The sequence below is a fragment of the Amycolatopsis silviterrae genome, from assembly GCF_042684085.1.
Taxonomy (GTDB): domain Bacteria; phylum Actinomycetota; class Actinomycetes; order Mycobacteriales; family Pseudonocardiaceae; genus Amycolatopsis; species Amycolatopsis silviterrae.
Window position 1 is genome coordinate 192,104 of sequence record NZ_JBHUKS010000015.1, and the last position, 22,658, is coordinate 214,761.

Annotated in this window: 15 protein-coding genes; 7 read left to right on the forward strand and 8 right to left on the reverse strand. The window is 69.7% G+C overall.

Annotated features, from left to right (window positions below; translation table 11 throughout):
- Window positions 1-11 precede the first annotated feature (11 nt).
- Genes gdhA through ACFSVL_RS21555 form a run of 5 tightly spaced genes read right to left on the reverse strand, consistent with a single transcriptional unit; the run spans window position 12 to window position 7,353 of the window.
- Window positions 12-1,346 carry an NADP-specific glutamate dehydrogenase gene (gene gdhA, locus ACFSVL_RS21535; protein ID WP_378306816.1) on the reverse strand — a complete coding sequence of 445 codons (1,335 nt, stop codon included), beginning with the start codon at window positions 1,344-1,346 and terminating at the stop codon, window positions 12-14.
- Between the two features lie 13 nt (window positions 1,347-1,359).
- Window positions 1,360-2,799 carry a TIGR00366 family protein gene (locus tag ACFSVL_RS21540; protein ID WP_378306818.1) on the reverse strand — a complete coding sequence of 480 codons (1,440 nt, stop codon included), beginning with the start codon at window positions 2,797-2,799 and terminating at the stop codon, window positions 1,360-1,362.
- A gap of 31 nt (window positions 2,800-2,830) precedes the next feature.
- Window positions 2,831-3,022 carry a hypothetical protein gene (locus ACFSVL_RS21545; protein ID WP_378306820.1) on the reverse strand — a complete coding sequence of 64 codons (192 nt, stop codon included), beginning with the start codon at window positions 3,020-3,022 and terminating at the stop codon, window positions 2,831-2,833.
- Between the two features lie 31 nt (window positions 3,023-3,053).
- Window positions 3,054-3,995 (reverse strand): ornithine cyclodeaminase family protein, encoded by a 942-nt coding sequence (locus ACFSVL_RS21550; RefSeq protein WP_378306822.1) that lies wholly within the window; start codon window positions 3,993-3,995, stop codon window positions 3,054-3,056.
- A 10-nt stretch (window positions 3,996-4,005) separates the two neighbouring features.
- Window positions 4,006-7,353 (reverse strand): molybdopterin-dependent oxidoreductase, encoded by a 3,348-nt coding sequence (locus tag ACFSVL_RS21555; protein WP_378306824.1) that lies wholly within the window; start codon window positions 7,351-7,353, stop codon window positions 4,006-4,008.
- Between the two features lie 99 nt (window positions 7,354-7,452).
- Between ACFSVL_RS21555 and ACFSVL_RS21560 the strand changes: the two genes are divergently transcribed.
- Window positions 7,453-8,109 carry a GntR family transcriptional regulator gene (locus ACFSVL_RS21560; protein ID WP_378306826.1) on the forward strand — a complete coding sequence of 219 codons (657 nt, stop codon included), beginning with the start codon at window positions 7,453-7,455 and terminating at the stop codon, window positions 8,107-8,109.
- Window positions 8,110-8,125: 16 nt separating this feature from the next.
- On the opposite strand, the gene ACFSVL_RS21565 is transcribed toward ACFSVL_RS21560, so the two are convergent.
- Window positions 8,126-8,773, reverse strand: a complete 648-nt coding sequence (locus ACFSVL_RS21565; RefSeq protein WP_378307296.1) for a response regulator transcription factor — start codon at window positions 8,771-8,773, stop codon at window positions 8,126-8,128.
- A gap of 17 nt (window positions 8,774-8,790) precedes the next feature.
- On the reverse strand, window positions 8,791-9,993 hold the full coding sequence (locus ACFSVL_RS21570; RefSeq protein WP_378306828.1) for a sensor histidine kinase: 1,203 nt from the start codon (window positions 9,991-9,993) through the stop codon (window positions 8,791-8,793).
- 171 nt (window positions 9,994-10,164) lie between these two features.
- Here ACFSVL_RS21570 and ACFSVL_RS21575 point away from each other — a divergent pair, with 171 nt between their 5' ends.
- From ACFSVL_RS21575 to ACFSVL_RS21585, 3 genes are all read left to right on the forward strand, one after another.
- Entirely contained in the window at window positions 10,165-10,746 is a 582-nt protein-coding gene (locus ACFSVL_RS21575; RefSeq protein ID WP_378306830.1) for a DUF4190 domain-containing protein, read from the forward strand.
- Window positions 10,747-11,078: 332 nt separating this feature from the next.
- A complete protein-coding gene (locus tag ACFSVL_RS21580; protein WP_378306832.1) occupies window positions 11,079-15,146 on the forward strand; it encodes a phage tail protein in 4,068 nt (1,355 codons plus the stop codon).
- Window positions 15,143-16,150: a hypothetical protein gene (locus ACFSVL_RS21585; protein WP_378306834.1), complete on the forward strand. Its 1,008-nt coding sequence runs from the start codon at window positions 15,143-15,145 to the stop codon at window positions 16,148-16,150. The genes ACFSVL_RS21580 and ACFSVL_RS21585 overlap by 4 nt, the downstream gene beginning before the upstream one ends.
- 17 nt (window positions 16,151-16,167) lie before the next feature.
- Here ACFSVL_RS21585 and ACFSVL_RS21590 read toward each other — a convergent pair whose 3' ends face one another.
- Window positions 16,168-16,971 carry a hypothetical protein gene (locus ACFSVL_RS21590; RefSeq protein ID WP_378306835.1) on the reverse strand — a complete coding sequence of 268 codons (804 nt, stop codon included), beginning with the start codon at window positions 16,969-16,971 and terminating at the stop codon, window positions 16,168-16,170.
- 97 nt (window positions 16,972-17,068) lie between these two features.
- Here ACFSVL_RS21590 and ACFSVL_RS21595 point away from each other — a divergent pair, with 97 nt between their 5' ends.
- The 3 genes from ACFSVL_RS21595 to ACFSVL_RS21605 all read left to right on the forward strand — a co-directional run bounded on the left by ACFSVL_RS21595 (window position 17,069) and on the right by ACFSVL_RS21605 (window position 22,289).
- Entirely contained in the window at window positions 17,069-17,893 is an 825-nt protein-coding gene (locus tag ACFSVL_RS21595; RefSeq protein WP_378306837.1) for a hypothetical protein, read from the forward strand.
- A gap of 29 nt (window positions 17,894-17,922) precedes the next feature.
- Entirely contained in the window at window positions 17,923-20,982 is a 3,060-nt protein-coding gene (locus ACFSVL_RS21600) for a BTAD domain-containing putative transcriptional regulator (protein ID WP_378306839.1), read from the forward strand.
- 92 nt (window positions 20,983-21,074) lie between these two features.
- Window positions 21,075-22,289 carry a cytochrome P450 gene (locus ACFSVL_RS21605; protein WP_378306841.1) on the forward strand — a complete coding sequence of 405 codons (1,215 nt, stop codon included), beginning with the start codon at window positions 21,075-21,077 and terminating at the stop codon, window positions 22,287-22,289.
- Window positions 22,290-22,658: the final 369 nt, after the last annotated feature.

The following is a 22,658-nucleotide window of genomic DNA, read 5'->3' on the forward strand; positions in this document are numbered from 1 at the left end:
GAAGTCCGCCGTCAGGCGACGCCGAGGGTGATCATGGCGTCGGCGACGGTGAGGAATCCGGCGATGTTCGCGCCCGCCTCGTAGTCCCCTGGCCGGCCGTACTGGTCGGCGGTGGCGAGGCAGGTGTCGTGGATGTCGCGCATGATGGCCGCGAGGCGCTGGTCGACGGTCGGGAAGCCCCAACGGTCCCGCGTGGAGTTCTGCTGCATCTCCAATGCGGAGGTGGCGACGCCGCCGGCATTGGCGGCTTTGCCGGGGGCGAAGGCGATCCCGGCGTCGCGGAAGACGTCGATCGCGGCGGGGGTGCACGGCATGTTGGCGCCTTCGGCGAGCGCGCGCAGTCCGTTCTTGGTGAGGGTGATCGCGGCGGGTTCGTCGAGTTCGTTTTGGGTGGCTGCGGGAACGGCGATGTCGCACGGGATGTCCCAGGGCGCTATTCCCGGCACGAACCGCGCGCCGGGAACCAGGTGGGGGTAGGCGTCGACTTTGCGTTGTGTGGCCTTCAGTTCGTGTAGCACGTCCAACCGGACGCCGGCCGGATCGTGGAGGGTGCCGGTGGAATCGGAGCAGGCGAAGACGGTGGCGCCCGAATCGTGGAGCTTGGCCATCGCGTAGAGCGCGACATTGCCGCAGCCGGAAACGACGGCGGTTTTACCTTCGAGGTTGTCGCCGCGGGCGGCGAGCATCGCGTCGAGGAAGTACACGACGCCGTAGCCGGTGGCCTCGGTGCGGACGTGGCTGCCGCCGATGGCGAGGGCTTTGCCGGTGAGGGTGCCCGCGTCGAAACGGTTGGTGATGCGCTTGTACTGACCGAACAGGTAGCCGAGTTCGCGGGCGCCGACGCCGATGTCGCCGGCCGGGACGTCGGTGTGCGGGCCGATGTGCCGGTACAGCTCGGTCATGAAGGCCTGGCAGAAGCGCATCACTTCGCCGTCGGAGCGGCCGGCCGGGTCGAAGTCGGCGCCGCCCTTGCCCGCGCCGAGGCCGAGCCCGGTGAGCGCGTTCTTGAAAATCTGTTCGAAGGCAAGGAATTTGACCGTGCCGAGGGTGACGCTCGGGTGGAAGCGCAGCCCGCCCTTGTAGGGGCCGAGCGCGGAGCTGAAGCCGACGCGGTAGCCGCGGTTGAGCTGCGGGATGCCGTGGTCGTCGGTCCACCCGACCCGGAACATCACCTGGCGTTCGGGTTCGCAGAGCCGTTCGAGCAGCCGGAGTTCCCGCAGGTCAGTGCGGCGGGCCAGCACCGGTTCGAGCGACGAAAGGACTTCGGCGACAGCTTGGTGGAATTCGGGTTCGGCGGGGTTGCGGCGCACGATCTCTTCGTGGATGCGTGCGGTGTCCGGGTTCATGGGGCGACCTTTCTCAATGGACAGGCGGGTGATAGGCGAGAGTGGGAGCAAGAAGGGTGAGCAGGGCGAGTACGAGCGGCAGCAGCACGATCAGGTAGGTGAAGGTGAATCCGACGATGTCGCGCGCCTTGAGGGACAGCACGCCCAGCAGCGGGAGCATCCAGAACGGGTTGATCAGGTTGGGCAGCGCTTCGGCCGCGTTGTAGATCTGCACGGTCCAGCCGAGGCTGACGTGCGCGTCGTTGGCTGCCTGCATGACATACGGCGCCTCGATGACCCATTTCCCGCCGCCGGACGGGATCAGGAAGCCGAGCACGATGGAGTAGCCGCCGATGAGCAGCGGGAACAGCCCGCCGACGGTGGCTCCGGTGAACGCCGCCCCGAGGTAGTGGGACACGCTGTGCCCGGCGCTGTCGGTGGCTTTGGTCAGGATCGCGGCGATGCCGGCGTAGAACGGGAACTGGATGAGCACGCCGCCGGTCGCGGGGACGGCTTTGGTGACCGCGGCGAGGAACCGGCGCGGACGCCAGTGCAGCAGCAGGCCGAGCGCCAGGAACAACAGGTTGTAGGTGTTGAGCCCGGAGATCGCGGCGATCGGGTCCTTGCCGCCGAACTCCCCCACCGCCCAGCCGCCGACGAGCGCGACCACGACGATGGTCAGCAGCGGGCTGTACTCCAGCCACTCCCCCGGCCGGCTGCGGGGCGGGTCCTGCTCGACCGGATCGCGCGGGTCGACGCCGAGGTCGTCCGCGGTGCGGATCAGGCCGCCGCGCGGGGCGGAGAAGAACGCCACCGCGACGCAGACCGACACGACGACGGCGGCCAGCAGCAGCGACTGCCAGGAGAAGATGGTCTCGCGGAACGGAATCACCCCGGTGACCGGCAGCAGCGACGAGGGGATGCTGGCGCGGTTGGCCTGCAGCTGCGCGGCCGAGGAGCTGAGCCCGAGCGCCCAGCTGCCGCCGAGGCCGAGGTAGGCGGCGGCCCCGGCGGCCCGGTAGTCCATCCGCAGGTCCGCCCGCGCGGCGAGGCGGCGGACCAGCAGCGCGCTGAAGATGAGGCTGAAGCCCCAGTTGAACAGCGCCGAGACGAGGCTGAGCGCGGCGACCATCGCGATCGCGCCGCGTCCGGTGCGGGGCAGCCGGGCGAGCCGGTCGATCACCTTGCGGATCGGCCCGGCGGTGGCGACGACGTAGCCGCCGATCGCGACCATCGCCATCTGCATGGTGAACGGGATCAGGTCCCAGAACCCGCCCCCGAAGGCCGTGGCGACCCGCATCGGGGACGCGCCGATCGCGATCGCGGCCACGGCGACCAGCGCCACGACGAGCAGGGCGAACACGAGCGTGTTCGGGAACCAGCGTTCGGACCAGTTCGCGGCGCGGATCGCTGTCCTGGCTAGGAATCCGGCTTTCGGCGGTGCTGGTGGGGACGCGGGGGCGGGCTGGGACATGGCAGCTCCTTTGCTGCTCGAGGCGGGTCGGTCAGGCAGCGGGCTGGGCGAGAGTGCGCAGGACGTGCTCGGCGGCGGCGAGGCCGCTGCCGACGGCTTTGAAGAGGGTGATCTGATCCGGATCGCGGCGTTCGGCGACCTCAGCGTTCGGACAGATCGCCGTCCTGGCGAGGAATCCGGCCTTCGGCGGTGCGGGCGGGGACGCGGGGGCGGGCTGGGACATGGCAGCTCCTTTGCTGCTCGAGGCGGGTCGGTCAGGCAGCGGGCTGGGAGAGGCTGCGCAGGACGTGTTCGGCCGCAGCGAGATCGGCGAGACCACTCCCCACGGCCTTGAAGAGCGTGATCTGATCCCGATCACGACGCCCGGCGACCTCGTCACGGCAGAGCTGCCCCAGCGTGCCCGCGATCGTCGCCGGATCGAGGACTCCGGCGGCGGCCGGCTGGACGAGGTCGCCGGATTCGGCCAGCGCGGTCGGGGTGTCGATGTACACAGTGGACAGACGAAGGCAGTCGTCGTCGGCTTCGCGCATGTGCGGGCGGAAGCTGCCGATGAGGTCGAGGTGGGTGCCGGGGCGCAGCCACGCGCCGCGGATGATCGGCGTGGTCGCCAGAGTGGCGCAGCTGACGATGTCGGCGCGCGGGACCGCGTCGGCGAGATCCGTGACCACCTCGGCGTCGATGCCGTCGGTCCGCAGGGCGTCCGCCAGCCGGTGCGCGGCGGCGGGATCGGTGTCGTGGACCAGGACCGTGCGCAGGTCGAACTGGCTGCGGTAGGCGGCGGGGAGCATCCCGCCGATGTGCCCGGCACCGACGACGAGCAGCACCCGGCTGTCCGGGCGAGCGAGGTGCGACGCCGCCAGTACCGAGGTGGCGGTGGTGCGCCGGCGGGTCAGCTCGTCGCCGTCGAGCACGGCGAGGTGCTCGCCGGTGGTGGCGCTGCTGAGGATGTAGGCGGAGGACAGCGCGGGCCGGCCGAGCGCGTTGTTGCCGGGAAAGATGGTGACGAGCTTGACCCCGAGATACGCGTCGTCGCTCCACGACGGCATCAGCAGCAGTGAAGCCCCGGAGGCCTCGTCGAGGGAGTGGGTGTGCCGGTCGGGCGTGTGCGCGCCCCGGCGGAAACCCTCGCGCAGTGCGGGGATCAGCGCGTCGAAGTGCAGTGCGCGCGCCGCGTCGTCGGCGGTGATGGTGAGCAAGGGTGCCTCCTCAGGCGTCGAGAGTCAGGTCGGTGAGCGGTACGGCTTGGCAGGTCAGGCAGGAGTTCTCGGGAAGGTCGTCGGCGGGGGCGACCAGATGCGCGACGCGTCCGGCCAGCAGCGTCACCGCGCAGCTTTCGCACTGTCCGACCCGGCAGCCGCTGGGCAGGGCGATCCCGGCGCGGCCGGCCAGGTCCAGCAGCGTGCCGTCGGCGCGGTGCCAGCGCAGCGTCCGGCCTGACCGTCCGAAGTGGACATCGGCCTCGGCGTCGGCCGGAATGTCGACGGTCTGGGGTGCGGCGTGGAACTTCTCGGCGAAGATGTCGAACCGGGGGACGCCGCGGGCGACGAGTCCTGCGGTGAGTTCGGCGAGCATGACCTCGGGGCCGCACAGGTAGAACCGGGCCCGGCTCCGGATCAGCTCGTCGTCGATGTGCTCGGCGCGGATCCGGCCGGGCACGGCGTGTTCCCGTTCGGCGGCGGACGGCCTGCTGTAGTGGTCGACGACGGTCAGCCGGTCGATCCGCTTCGCAAGTTCCCGGATCCGGTCGGCGAACGCGTGCGTCGTCGAGTCGCGGTTGCCGTGGTGCAAAACGACTTTCGGCACGGTACCGCCGTGTGCGGCAAGGGTCTCCAGGTAGCCGAGGAACGGGGTGATCCCGATTCCGGCGGCCAGCAGCACCACCGGGAACTCGATGTCGGCGGGGATCACGAACGGGCCGTCCGGGGCGGTGACCTCGACCCGGTCGCCCGGCTGGAGTCCATTGTGGACATAGGTGGAGAAGCTGCCGCCGTCGACGCGGCGCACCGCGACGTGGTAGTCGTCGCCGGGACGGGCGGGCCCGGTCAGCGAGTAGCTTCGGCTGACTCCGCCGCTCTCGGTGAGGGTGAGGTGCTGTCCCGGCCGGAATTCCGGCAGCGGCCCGCCTTCCGCCGGGGACAGGCGCAGCGCGCGGACGTCGGCGGTCTCCTCGGTGATGTCGGTGAGGACGAACTCGCGGCGTCCGCTCCACCGCGAGTCGGACAGGGGGCGGATGTCGCACGCGGCGGAGCGGAACGGGACCGCGCCGCTGAGCGGGTCGTGATCGGTGTCGTCGACGAGCAGGTTGTAGTTGGCGCCGCCGGTCTGCTGCGGGTCGGAGCCAGGGAGGCCGAGGTCGGGGGCGGACTGCCACCACCCGTACTCGGCGACGACCACCCGCGAGTCCAGCGCGGGGTCGATCCTCGCGCGCATCCGCGCCGAGCCGTTGCGCGTGGAGATCGTCGCCCACTGCCCGTCTTCGATACCGCGCTCGGCGGCGAGATCCGCGGCGATCTCCACGATCGGTTCCGGAAAGCGCTTCCGCAGTGAGGTGATCCCGCGGTGCTGGCTGTGGCAGAAGTAGCCGTTTTTCGCGCACGTCAGCAGGAGCGGGAAGCGCGGGTCCGCCTCGTCGCGAGGGGTGTGTTCCGGGACCGGCGGGTAGCCGTGGTCGGCCAGCAGCTGCGAATACAGCTCGACGCGGCGGGTGGGAGTGGCGAAACCGGCCACCGTCCCGTCCGGCGCGACCTCGGCGTACTTGCGGTGCCGGGTTTCGAGGGGAATGCGCAGGCCACCGGGCTGGGCGCGCAGGTCCGCCGTGGTCAGCCCGAGTGGAGCGAGGACGTGATCGCGGGCTGCTGTGATGTCTCCGCCGAAGAAGTCGTCGGCCATGCCGAGGCGGCGCGCGAGGTCGAAGACGATCTCGGTGTCCGAACGGGACTGCCCAGCTGGCTCGACCATGCGCGGCCGGAACTGGACGTGTTCCTGCGCGCGGCCGGTGATCTCGAAGCCCGCCTTGATCGCGTCGTGTTCCCACGGGCTCGTGACCGGCAGGACGATGTCCGCGAAGTCCGCGGTGGGATTGGCGAACAGGTCGAGGTGCACGAAGAATTCGAGCTGGCGCAGCGCGTCCGCGGTCCGCCGCGGATCCGGCTGGGACAGCACCATGTTGCCGCCGAAGCCGACCATCGCCCTGGTCCGGTACGGCTCGCCGGAAAGGATGGACCGGCACAGCGCGCGGGCGCTGACCCAGCCCTGCGCGGGCGGTCCCAGCGGATGCTCGCTGAGCCCGAGTGCCTTCGCGCGCTGGGCGGGTGCGAGCTGGTCGGGCGAGGTGACCGCGTTGACCGGCAGCCGGGGCAGCACGACGTTGCCGCCGGGTGCGTCGAAGGATCCGGTCAGCGCGTAGAGCGTGGCGATGGCTCGTTCGGTCTGGGTGGCGTTGGCGTGCTGGCCGACGCCGGTCCAGCCGTGGTAAGCGACCGAGCGCGCTTTCGCCAACGCGTCGGCGAAGGCCGCGATGCCGGACGCTTCGACTCCGGTGACTGCGCTGGTCCGTTCCATCGGCCACGCGGCGCAGGCCTCGGCGTACCGCTCGAACGCGGGAACACAGTCCGCCACCCCGGACCGGGTGCGGATCCTGCGTTGTCCGCGCAGCGCGAAGTTTTCCGGGCGCACGGCCGGATAACGCGGGTCGTACGGTCGCGGAGCTGCCGCCTGTTCATCCCAGACGACATACCCGTCCAGCCCCGGTTCGAGTTCGCCCGCCCGCAGGAAACGCCCAGTGTCGGCGCGGACCAGCAGCGGCGCGTTCGACCACGCGCGCACGAAATCGGCGTCGAATCGTCCACTGTGGAGCAACAGGTTGGCGGTTCCCAGTGCCAGCGCTGCATCGGTGCCCGGCAGCACCCGCAGCCAGTGCTCGGCATCGCGCGCCGCGGCCGAACGCCGGGGATCGATGACCGCCAGCGCCGCACCCTTCGCCCTCGCCTCGGCCAATGCCGCCGACTGCGCCAGCCACGATTTCGCCGGGTTGTGCCCCCACAGCACGGCGAGGTCCGTGCCCGCGTAGTCCGGAGCCGGCAGCCCGCTCCCGAACGTGAACGCGTGCGCGAAGTCCTTGTGCCAGTTGCAGTTCTCCGTCGAGTAGCAGATGTTCGGGCTGCCGAACAGCCGGGCGAACCGTTCGATCCAGGCGATCGAGTCCGACAGCGGCGTCCCGCTCGGCGAGGTCACCGCGAAGGCCACCGCCTCCGGACCGCTTTCGGCGGCGATGCGGCCGAGCCGCCCGGCGATCTCGTCGAGTGCTTCGTCCCAGCCGATCGCTTCCCACTTCGGGTCCGGATCGGACTTCGGCGTGGTGCGCCGAAGCGGCGTGGTCAGCCGCCGTGGGCTGTGCACGATCTCCGGCGCCGCCCGGCCTTTCGGGCACATCGCCGCTCCGGTCGGGTGTTCGGGATCCGGCCGGACGCCGGTCATCGCGCCGTTTTCGACGGTGTAGACCGCGCCGCACCGCGAGCGGCACAGCGTGCAGTAGCCGCGTACCTCGGACTTCATTGCTACTCCCGGGTAATCGGTCACCGGTAACCGCATACCGGTGACGTGTAAGATGCATCGCGGAAGCCAGGAAGTCAAGAACGAACCAAGGGAGAACGCGTGGCCGAGCCCACCGCCGGCCTGCTGCGGCACACCAGCCTGCGGGATCAGGTGCTGGAGGTCGTCCGGCACGCGCTGGTGTCCGGCGAGATCCGGCCCGGCGACATCTACTCCGCTTCAGCGCTGGCCGCACGGCTGCAGGTGTCCAGCAGTCCTGTCCGGGAAGCGATGCTCACGCTGGTCAACCAGGGTCTGATGGAACCGGTGCGCAACCGCGGGTTCCGGGTGGTCCCGATGAGCGATCAGGACCTCGACGAGGTCTACGAGATGCGAGTCCTGCTGGAACTGCCCGGCACGCTCAAGGCCGCGGCCCGGATCACCGAGGCCGACCTCGATCGGCTGCGCGCGCTCGCCAAGGACATCGAGGCCGCCGCGGAGGAGGGCGACGTCGTCCGCTTCCTCGACGCCGACCGGCACTTCCACCTCGACCTGCTCGGCTGCGGCGGCAACAAGCGCCTCGTCGACTCCGTCGCCACCCTGCGCGACCAGACCCGCCTCTACGGCTTGGAAAACCTCGCCGAACGCGGGGTGCTCACCGACTCCGCCCGCGAACACCGCGAGATCCTCGCCGCCATCGCCGACAACGACACCGCCCGGCTGGAAGAACTCCTCCGCGCGCACCTGCGGCACATCCGCTCCGACTGGGCACGAAGCTGAAGACCGCCCCGCACGATCAGGGGGCGACCAGCCCGGCCTCGTAGGCGAAGATCGTCAGCTGGACCCGGTTGGTCGCGTCCAGTTTCGCGAAGATCCGGGTGATGTGGGTCTTCACCGTGGCCTCGCTCAGGTGCAGTTCCATGCCGATCTCGGCGTTGGTCCGGCCCCGGGCCACGGCGGCGACGATCTCCCGTTCGCGGTCGGTCAGCGTGCTCAGCCCGGCTTGCGCCCGGTGCCGCCGCGGGCTCATCCGGGTCGCGACGAAGTGGCCGATGAGGGTGCGCGTCGTCCGCGGGGACAGGATCGCCTCGCCGGCCGCGACCACGCGAACCGCGTCGATGATCTCTTGCGGTGAGCCTTCTTTCAGCAGGAAACCGCTGGCACCGGCACCGAGAGCGTCGAAGACGTACTCGTCGAGGTCGTAGGTGGTCAGCACGAGGACCTTCGGCGGGTTGGCCAGCGCGACAACGGCGGCCGTCGCGGCGAGACCGTTCATGCGCGGCATCCGGATGTCCATCAGGACGACGTCGGGGGCGTGCATGCTCACCTTCGGCACGACCTCGTCGCCATCGCCCGCTTCCGCGACGACCTCGAGGTCGTCCGTGCTGGACAGGATCATCGACAGTCCAGTTCGAACGAGGGGGTCGTCGTCGACGAGCAGCACGCGTACTGGGCGCTGGTTCACCCGGTCAGATTAGTGCCGTCCCACGGCAGCCAGGCCCGAACGGCGAAAGTGCCTTCTCCGGTCGGCCCGGCACTGACGTTTCCGCCGATCATGGTCACGCGTTCGCCGATCCCGGTCAGGCCAGCCCCGCCCGTCCCCGCGGCGGCCGTCGGGGGAAGCGGATTGACCACTTCGACGATGATCCCCGTGCCCGGCCCGCCGCGGACGGAAACCTCGGCCGTGGCGCCCGGCGCGTGTTTCAGGATGTTGGTCAGCGATTCCTGGACGATCCGGTAGGCGGTCATGCCAAGCAGCGCCGGCGCGCCGCCGACGTCGTCGATCAGGATCGTCACGTTCGCGTTCAGCCCGGACCGGCGGGCGTTGGCGACCAGCTCGGGGATGTCGGCCAGCGCCGGCTGCGGCGGTTCAGGGTGCGGCCCGCGCTCGTCGCGGTCCCCGAATCCCTGCCCGTCGCGGAGGACGCCGATGACCTGCCGGAGGTCTTCGAGCGATTGGCGGGCAGTCGTGCGGACGGTCTTCGCCGACTCCGCGGTCGCCGGCCCCTTGCTGACTTCGAGCGCGCCGGCTTGCAGCGACAGCAGCGAAAGCCGGTGCCCCAGGACGTCGTGCATCTCGCGCGCGATCCGGGTGCGCTCCGCGCGACGGGTCATCTCGGCGCGGAGTTCCTCTTCCTTCGCGTCGCGGATCGCCAGCGTGTCCCGCATTCCGCGCACTACGCCGACGGTGAGCGGCACGGCCATCATCACGGACGCGAGCACCAGCGTCGCGATCACCTGCACCACGGAGAACTGCTTGCCGACGATCTGGCCAGCGATGGTCACGTCGGGATGGCGATTGGCATCACCGAACAACGCCCACGCCGTGGCGAGGTAGACCAGCACACTCCCGATCCACAAGAGACGGTCGCGGCGGCGGGCAGCCAGCGCCGCGAGCGCGATCAACGCGGCCAGCGCGTCGGAACGGAAGAACAGCGGCGGCACCAACGCGATCGCGAGGACGAGTTCCGGCCACTGGTGGCGCCAGCAGAGCATGACCGCCGCCCCGATCCCGGTGCAGAACCCGAGCACGGACCACCAGGTCGCGGTGAACGACCCGGTAGCGGGCAGATACCCCTGGGTGCTGAAGACGAACACACTGCTGATCACGCTCGCCGCGACCGCCACCACCGTGACCACCACGCTGAGCACACGCCTCCCCATGCGGTGAGCCTACGCGGACAGGCCAGGCCGCTCGCGTCAGCGGAACCGATTCTTCTGCGCGCGCCGTTGACGACTTTCGTCGTAACGGGTCCGCGCGCCGAGTACGACGTGCGCGCCCGGTGATCGCTGGTTGGGTGCTGCCGCGATCATCCGTTCGGAAAGGAAAACCCTGTGACCCAGCAAACCCCCTACCCCTCCGCGGTGGTGCCGCGCAACGGCATCGGCATCACGGGCTTCGTCCTCGGCCTGGTGGGGCTGGTCTTCTCCCCGATCCCGTTCGTCGGCGTCGTCGCCTGGCCGCTGGTGATCCTCGGCCTGGTCTTCTCGATCGTCGGGCTGGTCCGGGTCAAGAGCGGGAAGGCCACCAACAAGGGGCTGTCCATCACCGGCATCGCAGTGTCCGCCCTCGGCCTCGCGGTCTGCATCGTGTGGGTGTTCGTCTTCAACGCGGCGGTCGATGAGGTGAATACCGAACTCAATCGCACGGCGAAGGTGTCCTATGAGGTGACTGGTGACGCTAAGAATGTGGATGTTGTTTATGGCGAGGTCTTGAACCCGGTCAACGAGACTGTTCCGGCGCTGCCTTGGAATAAGGAAGTGGAGAATAAGGGGTTTTATAAGGGGGGCACGCTGACGGTGACGACCAGTGAGACTGGTGGGTCGGTGACGTGCAAGATCACGGTTGACGGTGCGGTGGTCTCTACCAAGACTGCTTCGGGGGAGTTCGCGACGGCTGCTTGCACCGGGAAGTGACGGAGGTTTGGCTGGAGCCCCTCGGGATGACCGGTCGTGAGGGCCACCCCGAGAGACTCTGATTCCCTCAAGGTGGCCCTCACGGACCGCGATCCGGTGACGTTCCGGAGACGCCCGGATCGCGGTACGGCGACGGGAGGAATGCCATCCTCCTGCTCCGAGCTGACCAGCGAAGGCACCAGATGCCCCCACTCGTGAAGGTCCGCGGTCCGCGACCGCCTACTCCGACGACGGCATCGCCGGTCGTCCGGCGGCGTCCGGAAAAGCCCAGTGCGACGGACCCGGGTACGGCGGACGTCGTCCGGGCCCGGACGCAGGTGGGGAACGCGGCCGTGACCGCGGCGATGGGTGGGCTGCCGAAAGGCGCGGAGCCCCGGCAGTCCGCCTGGACCGGGCAGATGATGCTCGCTGCCCAGAATCTGGTGGGCAATCAGGCTGTCGCGAGCCAGGCCGCGGCGGTCAAGCCCCAGCCCGCGCCGAAGAAGGCTCCGCCGGCCAAGCCGGTCGTCCGGAAGGCCGAGGCACCGCCAGCATCGGCCCCGGACAAGAAGGACAAGAAGGACGAGGCACCCGAGGAACGCCCGGAGAAGGGGGCCAAGAAGGAGAAGGCCGCTGGCCCGCGTTCGCCGGGTGCGGACCCGAAGTTCCAGGCTCTGAAGAAGGACGTCAACGCCAAGAAGAAGGCCGTCGGCGCCAGCCATCCGCCGGCGGCCGCGGAGGCGGGGGCGGCTCAGGGAGCGGCGGAAGCTCCGGCGGACGACCAGGAGGCTCGCGGCAAGGCGGCGCACGCCGAGGACATGGACGCTGCTCAGCCCAAGGAGTTCAACAAGCAGGAGTTCATCCAGGCGGTCAAGAAAGCACTGGCGGACAAGGCTCCGAAGAACCTCGACGAGGCGGACAAGTTCGGTGAGTCGGGCAAGGCCGAGGAGGTCAAGACCGAGGTCCAGGGCAAGGTCGGCCAGGGCAAGGACGCTTCGGCGCAGGAGATCGCCGACACGACCGCGGCGCCGCCGGAACCGGCGCCGGATGCCAAAGCGGTCGTGCCGATGGCTGCGGACAAGGTGCCGGGCAAGCCGGGCGCCCCGGACCCGGCGCAGGCGACGCCGGATCAGCTGCCGCCGTCGGCCACGGACCTGTCGGACGGTCCGGAGCAGGTCAACCGGCAGATGGCTGACGCACAGGTCACCGATCAGCAGTTGTCGTTCAAGAATTCCCGCGAACCGCAGTTCGACAAGGCGGTCAAAGAGAAAAAGACCATGGAGGCGCACTCGGAGGCCGCGCCGAAGAAGCTGCGCGCAGGCGAGGCTGGGGAACTCAAACAGGTCAAGAACACTGCCGCTGTACAGGGTTCCGCCGCGATGGCGGGCATCCACGCGACCCGGGTGGCTACCGGTCAGCAGGTCGGCACTGGCAAGAAAGGCACGAAGAAAACCGACGAGGACAAACGCAAAGAGGTCACCGACCTCCTGCAGAAGGTCTTCGACCAGACCAAGTGCGACGTCGAGAAAATCCTGGCCGACCTCGATAAGAAGGTCGACGAGCAATTCACGAGAAAGGAGAAGGAGGCACGCGACCGCTTCACCCGCGAACACGAAGAAGGCATGGAGCGGTACAAGGACGAGCGTTACGGCGGCGCGTTCGGCTGGGCGCGGTGGACGAGGGATCTGTTCGCGGGTCTCCCCGACGAAGCTAATCGCATTTACGAACGTGCGAGAGATCATTATCTAACGGCGATGGACCAGATCGTCACCGAGATCGCGGACACGGTGGAAGCGGAGCTGAAACGCGCCAAGGACCGCATCGCCGCGGGTCGCAAGGAGCTGAAGGCGGCGGTCGACAAGCTTCCGGCTGACCTGAAAGCGATCGGCCGCGAGGCGGCGACGGAGTTCGAAGGCAAGTTCGACGAGCTGAAGGACACGGTCAACGACAAGGGTGCGGAACTCGTCGACACCCTGGCCACCAAATACGCCGACGCGGTCAAGTCGGTAGACGACGAAATAGCCGCCGAGAAGGAGAAGAACAAGGGACTGGTGGCCAAGGCGGCCGACGCGATCGGCGGTGCCATCAAGGCCATCATCGAACTGGGCCGCATGCTGCTGGGCATCCTCAGCAAAGCGGTGGCGGCCATCGGCGCGATCCTCAAGGACCCGGTCGGTTTCCTGGGCAACCTGGTCACCGGCGTCGGCGGCGGGCTGAAGCTGTTCATGAAGAACGCGGGCCGCCATCTGGAGGCCGGCGTGCTGGCCTGGCTGCTGGGCACGGGCGGGACGATGGGCCTGCAGCTGCCCAAGACGTTCGACGTACTCGGCATCCTGACCCTGATCGCCATGATCCTCGGACTGTCCTGGCCGAACATCCGCGCCCGGCTGGCCCGCAAGGTTCCCAACCAGGCCCTGGCGGCGGCCGAGACCGCGGTCCCCTTGGTGGCGCAGGTAAAGACCCGGGGCGTGGCCGGGATGTGGGACGACCTGAAGACCAGGGTCGGCGATCTGAAGAAGAACCTGATCAGCAATCTGGTCTCGTATTTGCTGCCCACGATCATCATCGCGGGCATCACGTGGATCGTTTCCCTGTTCAATCCCGCGTCGGCGTTCATCCGCGCCTGCAAGATGATCATCGACATCATCCGCTTCATCGTCACCAACGCGCGCCAGATCATCGAATTCGTCAACGCGGTACTGGACGCGGTACTGGCCATCGCCCGAGGCGGCACCGGCGGCGTGCCCGCATTGGTGGAACGGGCGCTGGCCCGCGCGATTCCGGTGCTTATCGGGGCGCTGGCGGCGTTGCTGGGCATCGGCGGCATCGCCAGCAAAGTGAAGGAGATCTTCCAGAAGATCGCCCGGCCGGTGAATCGGGCGATCGACTGGGTGATCGACAAGATCGCCGGGTTGGTGAAGAAGCTGTGGGCCAAGATCAAGCCCAAGAAGCGGCCCGCGAAACCAGGGCACCCCAGAAAGCCGAAGCGGCCCAGAAAGCCGGCGAAGGCACGCAAGCCGGACCGGCCGCGGCGACCGAAACGGCCGAGACGCCCCGGGGAGCGGGCAAGCCGCCGGGACAACACGCCGGACGGCCAGCGCAAGCGGTTGCGGGCCGCGGTCAACGCCGGCGTCCGCGCGGTCAACCGGCTGAGCGGGAACGCGGTCGCGCGCCGGCTGATCGAGCCCCTGCTGACCGCGATCCGCCTCCGGTACGGGCTGTCCGTGCTCCGGCCGGTGGACCACGGCGGCCGGTGGGCGGTCTACGGGGTGATCAACCCGGAGATGACCGGACCGACCGCGAAGAAGACCGACGGCGGCGACAACCCGAACTTCAACGCGGACGCGAAGAAGTTCGAGGCAGTGCTGGGCGGGAAGGCAGCCCAGCATCACGCATCGAACTCCGCTCTGGCGGGCATGGCCGCGAAGGTGAAGAAGTACCTCATCGAGGCCGCAGGTGCCTGGGACCACGCGAACACGGCGCTGCACGCGCTGATCAAGAAGATCGCGGCCGTCAACGTCGAACTGGCGACCCGTGCCGGTTCGGTGGTCGACCTCGATGCCGTGCAGGCGGAGGCGGACGAGGCCGTGCGGCAGGTGATGCTGATGAAGCCGGTCATGGCGGTCTTCGATGAGGGCACGCTGACCGAGCGGTTCACCCACATCATCAGCTTCTACAGCAACGTGCTCGCCGCCGACCTCGTCGATCCGAAGCGGTTCCGGCGCACCGTGACGGGCTGGGTCATCGCGGTGGACCTGGACCTGCGCGAGCTGAGGATCCGGGCAAAGGCCGTGCGGAGGCCAGGACGGCGCAGCCTCCGGGGAGCCATGGCCACTGTGCGGAGAGGATCCGAAGTCGAGTTCCAGGGACAGTCGAGAATCAAGCGGGACTCGGGCGGGAGCAAGGAGGTCGGCCTGCGCGCCGACGAACTCGGCCTGCCGATGAGCCCGCGCGAGGTGGCGCAGCAGCGAACGCTCCAGCCGGATTGGGACCCGAACCTGCACACCCTGAAGTGGGAGGCAGGATCCAAGGAGTGGCGGATCAGGAAGGACGGCGAGTTCGAGACGCACCTGGTGCGGGGCAGGAAGGCAAAGGAGTGGGCGGAGCGGCTGCGGGCGCTCGGCATCCCGCTCGCCGCCGGCCCGTCCGGAACCACCAATGCGATGATGAACGTGGCAGTGGTGTTCCGGGCCCCGAAGTACGACGCCCGGCTGGCCTGCATCGGTTTCCTGGTCGGCGCGCGGCACCATTCGCTGGTCGAGGTGCTGGCCGCCGCGGAGCCGTTCGGCTGCTCGTACACCAAGGGGCGGAAGATGTACCGGGACATCCAGCCCCTCAGCACCGAGACGTTGCGCTCCTACGGCGGCGGTAAGTTCCCCGACGAGAAGGCCGAACCGGGGAAGAAGGGAGGCGCCTCGTGACGAGACGGTGCCGCCCCCAGCCGCAGCTCGTCGGAGCGGACTACTGGCTGCCGGTCGAGCCCTTCGAGGTCGGCTGGGCCATCGCGGTCGGCTGCAACCACCTGCGCTGCCGGGATTGCGGGGAGGCAGTGCGGACGGCCGGGCCGTCGGGCCGCACGGTTCGCCGCTACCAGTGTGCTTGCCAGGAACACCTGGAGACCTGGACCTATTGGGTCGGCGGCGAGCCGGAGGACCTGTACCCGGAAAAACTCGCCTGGTACTGCGCCGGTCACCCGGATCTGACGCTGCCGGCGGTCCTGGACGGCGTGCCGCTGGAGACCGGGACCGACTGGGCCGACGTCGCCTCCGCCGCCATGCTGGAGGAACCGTTCCGCCCGCCCGGCATCGAGATCAGCCAGGCGTGGCTGGTCCGGCTGTTCCACCTGCTCTCGCGGGAACGGGCGGCGTTGAGCACGGCGATCGCCGGCCTCTTGTCCGCCACGGACCCACGCCTGGTTTCGGGTGCCCTCAGCTTCTTCACCACCGAGCGGAAGGCTCCCGGCGCGGAACGCGTCACCGACCTGATCCTCGCGCGCCGGGACTGGCTGGCCGAGACTCCCGGCCCGGGTGCCCCGTCCGTGCCGCTGCTCGACGACGCGGTGCTCTTGCTGCACACCCGTCTCCTGGACACCGGCCGAGCCGCCGACCAGCCAGCGCTGGCTCTGGCGAAGGAGCTGGCGCTGTCGGGCATCGGCGCGGACGACACCGCGGGCACGCTGCTCGATCACGATCCGAAGTGGGTCTGGGCCAACGCACACGCGCTGATCCACGCTAATCCGGACTGGGCGGCCGATCTCGCTTTCCACGCCACGCAGCAGCGCGCCTCGATGCGACCCCGGCTGTTACGCGATCTCGCCGCCATCGCGCCGGATGCGGTTCGCAAGGCGGTCGCGGAACGCACTCTCGAGCCGGAACGGCAGCGGCTCCTCGACCTGCTTCCTGGTGGCGACGCGGAAGCCGACTGACCGCGGTCGCGCATCCCTCATCGCGCTGGACGCGGCGGCGGCGTGCCGAGCGGGCTGCGGTCGGTGCAGCCGCTGGCTCCGCATTCGCAGGCCCATCGGTACGGCACCGTGGTGCTGCCGGGGATCACGGCCTGTCCGGTGGCCGCCGCCCAGAGCCGTCCCTGCCGGGCGGCGATGTCGTTCTCGAACGCTCGCTGCGAGGCCAGTTCGCGCCCCGCCGCCAGCTTGCCGGTAATGCCAGGTTCGAGAGCGGAGTACACGGCGTCGTACGTCGCCGGCCAGTCCGGGTTCTCGGGCACCTCGATCACTGGGAGACCCGCGGCAGCGGCCTCGCTGCGGATCAGGTCGGCGAGCACGGTGTCGCGAGCGACGAGACGTTCGAACCGCTCCGGAGGAGTATCCGGCCGAGACGTGCGCGCCGCCCGCGTCCGCTCCGGCGTGGGGAGGAGAAAGACGGCGCTTCCCATCGGCAGCGAGGCGGCCATCGACGGCATCAGCTGCGGCCCCTCGACCAGGACGGGCACCGGTTCCGTGGCTCGGGCGCGCACGTCGGCGATGACGAGCGGCAGGCGCGCGTGCGTGGTGGCGACGAAGGCGGAAGCGGCCTGCTCCGGGCCCTGCGCGAGTTCTTCGTCGAGTGTGGTGCTCGCGGCGGGCAGCCGCTCCAAGTGGTCGTAGGCCCACAGGTCCACGGGATGCAGCGGCAGGTCGAGATGGCGGCTCAACAGCCACGCGATCGTTGACTTCCCCGCGCCCTGCGCGCCGCCGAGCCAGAGCATCGCCGGCCACGAAATGTCCTCCGCTGACACCGGTCCTGACACCGGCTCTCCCCCGCGTCCGCGCCATGACAGCCCCATGTCCGCCCGGCTGGCGAATGTGGTCACAACGAACCGCAAACCCAACCAGGGAGAACCCAAAATGTCCACGTTCACCACCCCCGCCCCCATCACCGCCACCGTCACCACCGCCGGTGCCCGCGTCCGGATCACCGCTGGTCAGAGCACCGAGACCGTCGTGCGGGTGCGGCCGGTCGACGCGGCGAACTCCACCGATGTGAAGGTCGCCGAGAAGACCAAGGTCGGCTTCGACGGCGGTGTGCTGGCCGTCAAGACCACCAAGTCCGGTCGTCAGACCGGCTCCGTCGACATCTCGATCGAGCTGCCCGCCGGGTCCAAGCTGGTCTTGAACACGGCCTGGACCGAGGTGCGGGCGGACGGCGTTCTCGGCGATTGTGCGGTCAACATCGGCTCGGGGCAGGTCCAGCTCGACCAGGTCGGCGCGCTGCGCGGCAACCTCGGCGCGGGCGGGCTCGCGGTCGGGCGGGTCGCTGGGGACGCGGTCATCGAGGGCAGCGCGGCGGGTCTGCGGATCGGCGAGGTCGACGGCGAGATCCGCTACCAGGGCACCAGCGGCGAGGTGTGGATCGGCCACGCCCGGTCCGACGTGGACCTCGGCGGGTCGAACGGCAGCTTCGCCATCGAGACGGCCGACGGGAGCGTCGTCGCCAAGGCGGCCAACTGCCCGATCCGGATCGGGCGGGTCACGCGCGGGCAGGTGGAGCTGTCGAACGCGGCTGGCGGGATCGAGGTCGGCGTCAGTGCGGGCACGGCCGCCGACGTGGACGCGAAGAGCACGAAGGGTCTTGTGCGGAGCACGCTCGGCACGCCGGAGGGCTCGGGCGTCACGCTCAAGGTCCACGCTCGCACGCGGCTCGACGACATCGTGCTCTATTCCGCTGCCTGACCGTCCGGGCGGATGGCAGGATCTAGCAGGTGCAGATCAAGATCCTGGGCCCGTTCGAGGTCCGCGACGGCGACCTGGCCGATGTGCCGGGCGCGCGGTTGCGCGGGTTGCTCGTCGCGCTCGCGCTCCGGCCTGGGCAGGTGGTGCCGAAGGCGACGTTGATCGACTGGATCTGGGGCGAGCACCCGCCCGCCGACGCGGCGAATGCCCTGCAACGCCTGGTGTCCCGGCTGCGCAAGGCACTGCCGGGTGCCGTCGTCGAAGGGCTGACGGACGGGTACCGGCTGGCGATCGACGCGGACGCGGTCGACGCGGTGCGCTTCGAGCGGCTCGTCGCCCAGGCTCGGGAGGACCGCGGGCCTGGGCGGCTGCGCGAGGCGCTGGAGTTGTGGCGCGGGCCGGCGATGCAGGACGTCGGCTTGCAGGAGAGCGAGGCGTTCGACGCGGCGGCCACCCGGTTGGAAGGCCTGCGTCTGGCGGCGATGGAAGACCGGTTCGAGGCGGAGATCGATCTCGGGCACGGCGCGGATCTCGTCGCGGAACTGACTGACCTGGTGGCCGCGCACCCGGTTCGGGAACGGCTTGTCGCCGCGCTGATGCGTGCGCTGGCTGCCGCGGGTCGCAATACCGAGGCGTTGCAAGCGTTTCAGCGCATCCGGGAGACGCTGGCCGACGAGCTGGGCGCCGACCCGTCGCCCGAGCTGTCGGCGTTGCACGTCGCGTTGCTGCGGGGCGAGGTGGGGCGGCGCGAGGAGAGCCGCAAGACCAACCTGCGCGCCGAGTTCACCAGCTATGTCGGCAAAGCAGCGGATGTCGCCGCGGTCCGCGATCTGGTGTCGGGGCATCGGCTTACCACCCTGATCGGACCCGGCGGCTCGGGAAAGACCCGGCTGGCCACGGAAACCGCCCGCACGTTGGTCGGCGAGCTGCACCACGGCGCGTGGCTGGTGGAGCTGGCCGCCATCGGAACCGGCGACGACGTCGCGCAGGCCACGCTGTCCGGGCTCGGGCTGCGCGACGCGTTGCTCGGCGAAGCGTCCGCGGCGGATCCGGTCGACCGGCTCGTCTCCGCGATCCGCGACCGCGAAATGGTGCTGGTGCTGGACAATTGCGAGCACGTCATCGAGTCCGCTGCCGCCCTCGCGCATCGGCTGCTCGGCGAGTGCCGCGGGTTGCGGATTCTCGCGACGAGCCGGGAACCGCTGGGGATCACCGGCGAGGCACTGTGGCCGGTCGAACCGCTCGCCCGCGCCGAGGCCGTCCAGCTGCTGCGGGACCGGGCGACGACGCGACGTCAGGACCTCGTCGACGACCGGACGCTGGGCCGGATCTGCACTGCGCTGGACGGGATGCCGCTCGCGATCGAGCTGGCCGCGGTCCGGCTTCGCACGATGTCCGCCGAGCAGCTCGCGGACCGGCTGGCCGACCGGTTCCGGCTGCTGACCGGCGGCAGCCGCACCGCGCTGCCCCGGCACCGGACGTTGCGCGCGATGGTCGACTGGAGCTGGGAACTGCTCAGCGACGGCGAACGGCTCGTGCTGAGCAGGCTGTCGGTGTTCGCCGGCGGCGCGAGCCTGGAGGCTGCGGAGCGGGTCTGCGCGGGCGAACTGGTCGACGAGTATGAGGTGCTGGACCTGCTCACCGCGCTGAGCGACAAGTCGCTGCTCGTCGCGTTCGGCGAAGGCGCGCCGCGGTATCGGATGCTCGGCACGATCAAGGAGTACAGCGCCGTCCGGCTCGCGGAGGCCGGGGAAACGGACCTCGCCCGGCAGGCGCATCTCGCGTACTTCACCGAGCTGGCCGAGACCGCGGAACCCCATCTGCGCCGTGGCGAACAGCTGGAGTGGCTCGCCGTTCTCAAGGCAGAGAACGACAATCTCGTCTCGGCGATGCGCGGCGCGCTCGCGGACGGCGACGCGCGCTCGGCGATGCGGCTCGCGGCCGCGTGCGGCTGGTACTGGTGGCTGGTGGGCCACAAGGCCGAGGGCATGGAGCTGATCAGCGCCGCGATCGCGATTCCGGGCGAGGTCCCGGACGAAACCAAAGCCGTGGTGTATGCCCTGACCTCGATGTTCGTCACGTCCGGTCCCGGCGACGTGCCGGAAGCCGCGGAGTGGATCCACAAGGCGTACGAGTTCGGCAAGCACGTCCGGCACAGCCACGCGGCGCTGCGGCTGGCGGTGCCGCTGGAAATGATGCTGGGCGACACGGACGCGCTCCTGCCCGCCTGGGAGTCGCTGCTGGACGACGACGATCCGTGGGTGCGCGCGTTGTCCCGGCTGCACATCGGCAAGATCCGGATGGCGCTCGGCCAGGACAGCGAATCCTGGTTCGACGAGTCACTGGTCGAGTTCCGGGTGCTGGGCGAACGGTTCGGCATCTCGTTCGCACAGACCGAACTGGCTGGCTGCGTGGCCATGCGCGGCGAGTTCGCCGAGGCCAGCGAGCATTTCGACCAGGCAATCGCGGTCGTCGCCGAACTGGACGCGCTGGACGACGTCGTCCAGATGCGCATGCGGCAGGCCCGGCTGCACTGGCTCGCGGGCGACAAGGACGCCAGCGCCGCCGCGGTGGCCGAGGCGGAAAGCCTCGCGGAAGGCGTCACCTGGCCGGGGACGCTGGCCTCGCTCGCGCTGGTCCGGGCGGAGCTGGCCCGGTGGAACGGCAACGCGCGGGACGCCTTCGACCAGTTCGGCCACGCGATGAGCCTGCTGGGCGAGGAAGCGCAGCAACCGCATCTGCGGGCCGCGACCCACGACCTGCATGCCTGGTTCGCCGCCGACCTCGACGAGGCGCGCGAACACCGTGCCGCGGCCTGCCGGGCGGCGGCGGAAACCGGACGCGCGCCGGAGATCGCGCAGGCGCTCGTCGGGGTCGCTGACCTGGCGTTACGGCAGGAACAGCACGACCACGCCGCGCGCCTGCTGGCGGCGAGCGCGCGGGTGCTCGGGCGGAAAGACCTGGCAAACCCGGACGTACCGCGGATCGAACAGCAGGCGCGCAGCCACCTCGGCGACGAGGCGTTCGACCAGGCCGCTCGGGAGGGCGCGGCGGGCGAGTGGACCGAGCTGGTGACGCTCGTTCTCTGACACGGCGCCCAGCTCGTGTCAGGGCGGTGACAGTCCGGTGTCTGGCCTCCCGGAGATCGTGGTGACATCAAGCCACCACGAGAGGATTTCCGATGAGCCAGCAGGTTTCCCCGGTCCGCGGCCTGCCGATGGACCGCGACGCCGGCCCGTTCGACCCGCCCGCCGCGATCACCGCGCTGCGCGAGACCCGCCCGGTCAGCCCGATGCTCTTCCCGGACGGCCACGAGGGCTGGCTGGTCACCGGGTACGACGCGGTCCGCCAGGTGATGTCCGACGCCCGGTTCAGCAGCCGCGGGGACCTCGGCGTGACCCACGTGCCGTACGAGACGCCGGGGATGCCGGTCGCCACCGAACCGTCGCCGCAGATCCCCGGCCTGTTCATCAGCATGGACGCGCCCGACCACACCCGGTTGCGGCGCAAGCTGACCGGCGCGTTCACCGTCAAGCGGATGAAGCAGCTCGAAGACGGCATCATCGCGATCACCGAACAGCAGCTGGACGCGGTCGCACAGCTCGCGCAGCCGGTGGATCTGGTGCGGGAATTCGCGCTGCCGGTGCCGTCGCTGGTGATCTGTGAACTGCTCGGCGTCCCGTACGCCGACCGCGAGACCTTCCAGGCGAACTCGTCGAAGTTCATGGAACGGGACGTGAACCTGGAAGACAAGATGGCCGCCTTCGGCGCGATGATGGGCTACCTCGGCCAGCTGTGCACGGACAAGCGCGCCGAGCCCGGCGACGACATCCTCTCCGACCTGGCCCGCGACGAGGACCTCAGTATCGAAGAGCTGACCGGCATGGCGTTCCTGCTGTTGCTGGCCGGGCACGAGACCACCGCGAACATGCTGTCGCTCGGTGCTTTCGCGCTGCTCGAGAACCCCGCGCAGCTGGCTGAACTGCGCGCGGATCCGACGCTGTTCCCCAATGCGGTGGAAGAGCTGATGCGGTATCTGTCGGTGGCGGACATTTTCTATCGGTACGCGACGGAGGATATTGAACTCGGCGGCGAATTGATTCCGGCTGGTTCTACTGTCGTGGTTTCGCTGCTGGCTGCCAACCGTGATCCGGGGCGGTTTGAGAATCCGGATGTGCTTGATGTGCATCGGAAGGTGCGTGGGCAGGTGGCTTTTGGGCATGGGATTCATCAGTGCTTGGGGCAGCAGCTGGCCCGGATCGAGATGCGGGCTGGGTTCGAGGGGTTGCTGCGTCGGTTCCCGGGGCTGCGGCTGGCGGTGCCGGCTGGGGAGGTGCCGTTGCGGACCAATATGAACATTTACGGGGTGCATGAATTGCCGGTCGCTTGGGGGTGATCGGGGTGCCTGCCGAGGAGCACGGCGAACGCAAAGCCCAGCAACGAGGTACCCGAATTTCGGGGTCGTCGTCGCTGGGCTTTGCCCCGTCCGGACTGGCGGTGCCGAACAAGAGACCGCCGCCGAGCAGGCTTAGCCGTAGCAGACCGCGATCACGGCGGCGCTCAGCGTGGAACTCGGTGCCAAGCTCTTCTGAGCGCCCGCCGGATCGAGCACCTGCACCGGCCCGAGCAGCCGAAATCCCACCCCCCGCTCCCTTCGACAGGCCCATCCCCGAGGTTCACTTCTAGCCGTCGGGAGGTTGTGCGGCGTCGCGAGCGCACACCGCACAACCAACTCCGCACAACCTCCCGTCCCCCTTTGCCGGCC

Bases quoted from the DNA above. Each gene is read 5' to 3' on its own strand.
- gdhA (WP_378306816.1), bottom strand. From the start codon at position 1,346: ATGAACCCGGACACCGCACGCATCCACGAAGAGATCGTGCGCCGCAAC.
- ACFSVL_RS21540 (WP_378306818.1), bottom strand. From the start codon at position 2,799: ATGTCCCAGCCCGCCCCCGCGTCCCCACCAGCACCGCCGAAAGCCGGA.
- ACFSVL_RS21545 (WP_378306820.1), bottom strand. From the start codon at position 3,022: ATGTCCCAGCCCGCCCCCGCGTCCCCGCCCGCACCGCCGAAGGCCGGA.
- ACFSVL_RS21555 (WP_378306824.1), bottom strand. From the start codon at position 7,353: ATGAAGTCCGAGGTACGCGGCTACTGCACGCTGTGCCGCTCGCGGTGC.
- ACFSVL_RS21570 (WP_378306828.1), bottom strand. From the start codon at position 9,993: ATGGGGAGGCGTGTGCTCAGCGTGGTGGTCACGGTGGTGGCGGTCGCG.
- ACFSVL_RS21595 (WP_378306837.1), top strand. From the start codon at position 17,069: ATGTCCACGTTCACCACCCCCGCCCCCATCACCGCCACCGTCACCACC.
- ACFSVL_RS21605 (WP_378306841.1), top strand. From the start codon at position 21,075: ATGAGCCAGCAGGTTTCCCCGGTCCGCGGCCTGCCGATGGACCGCGAC.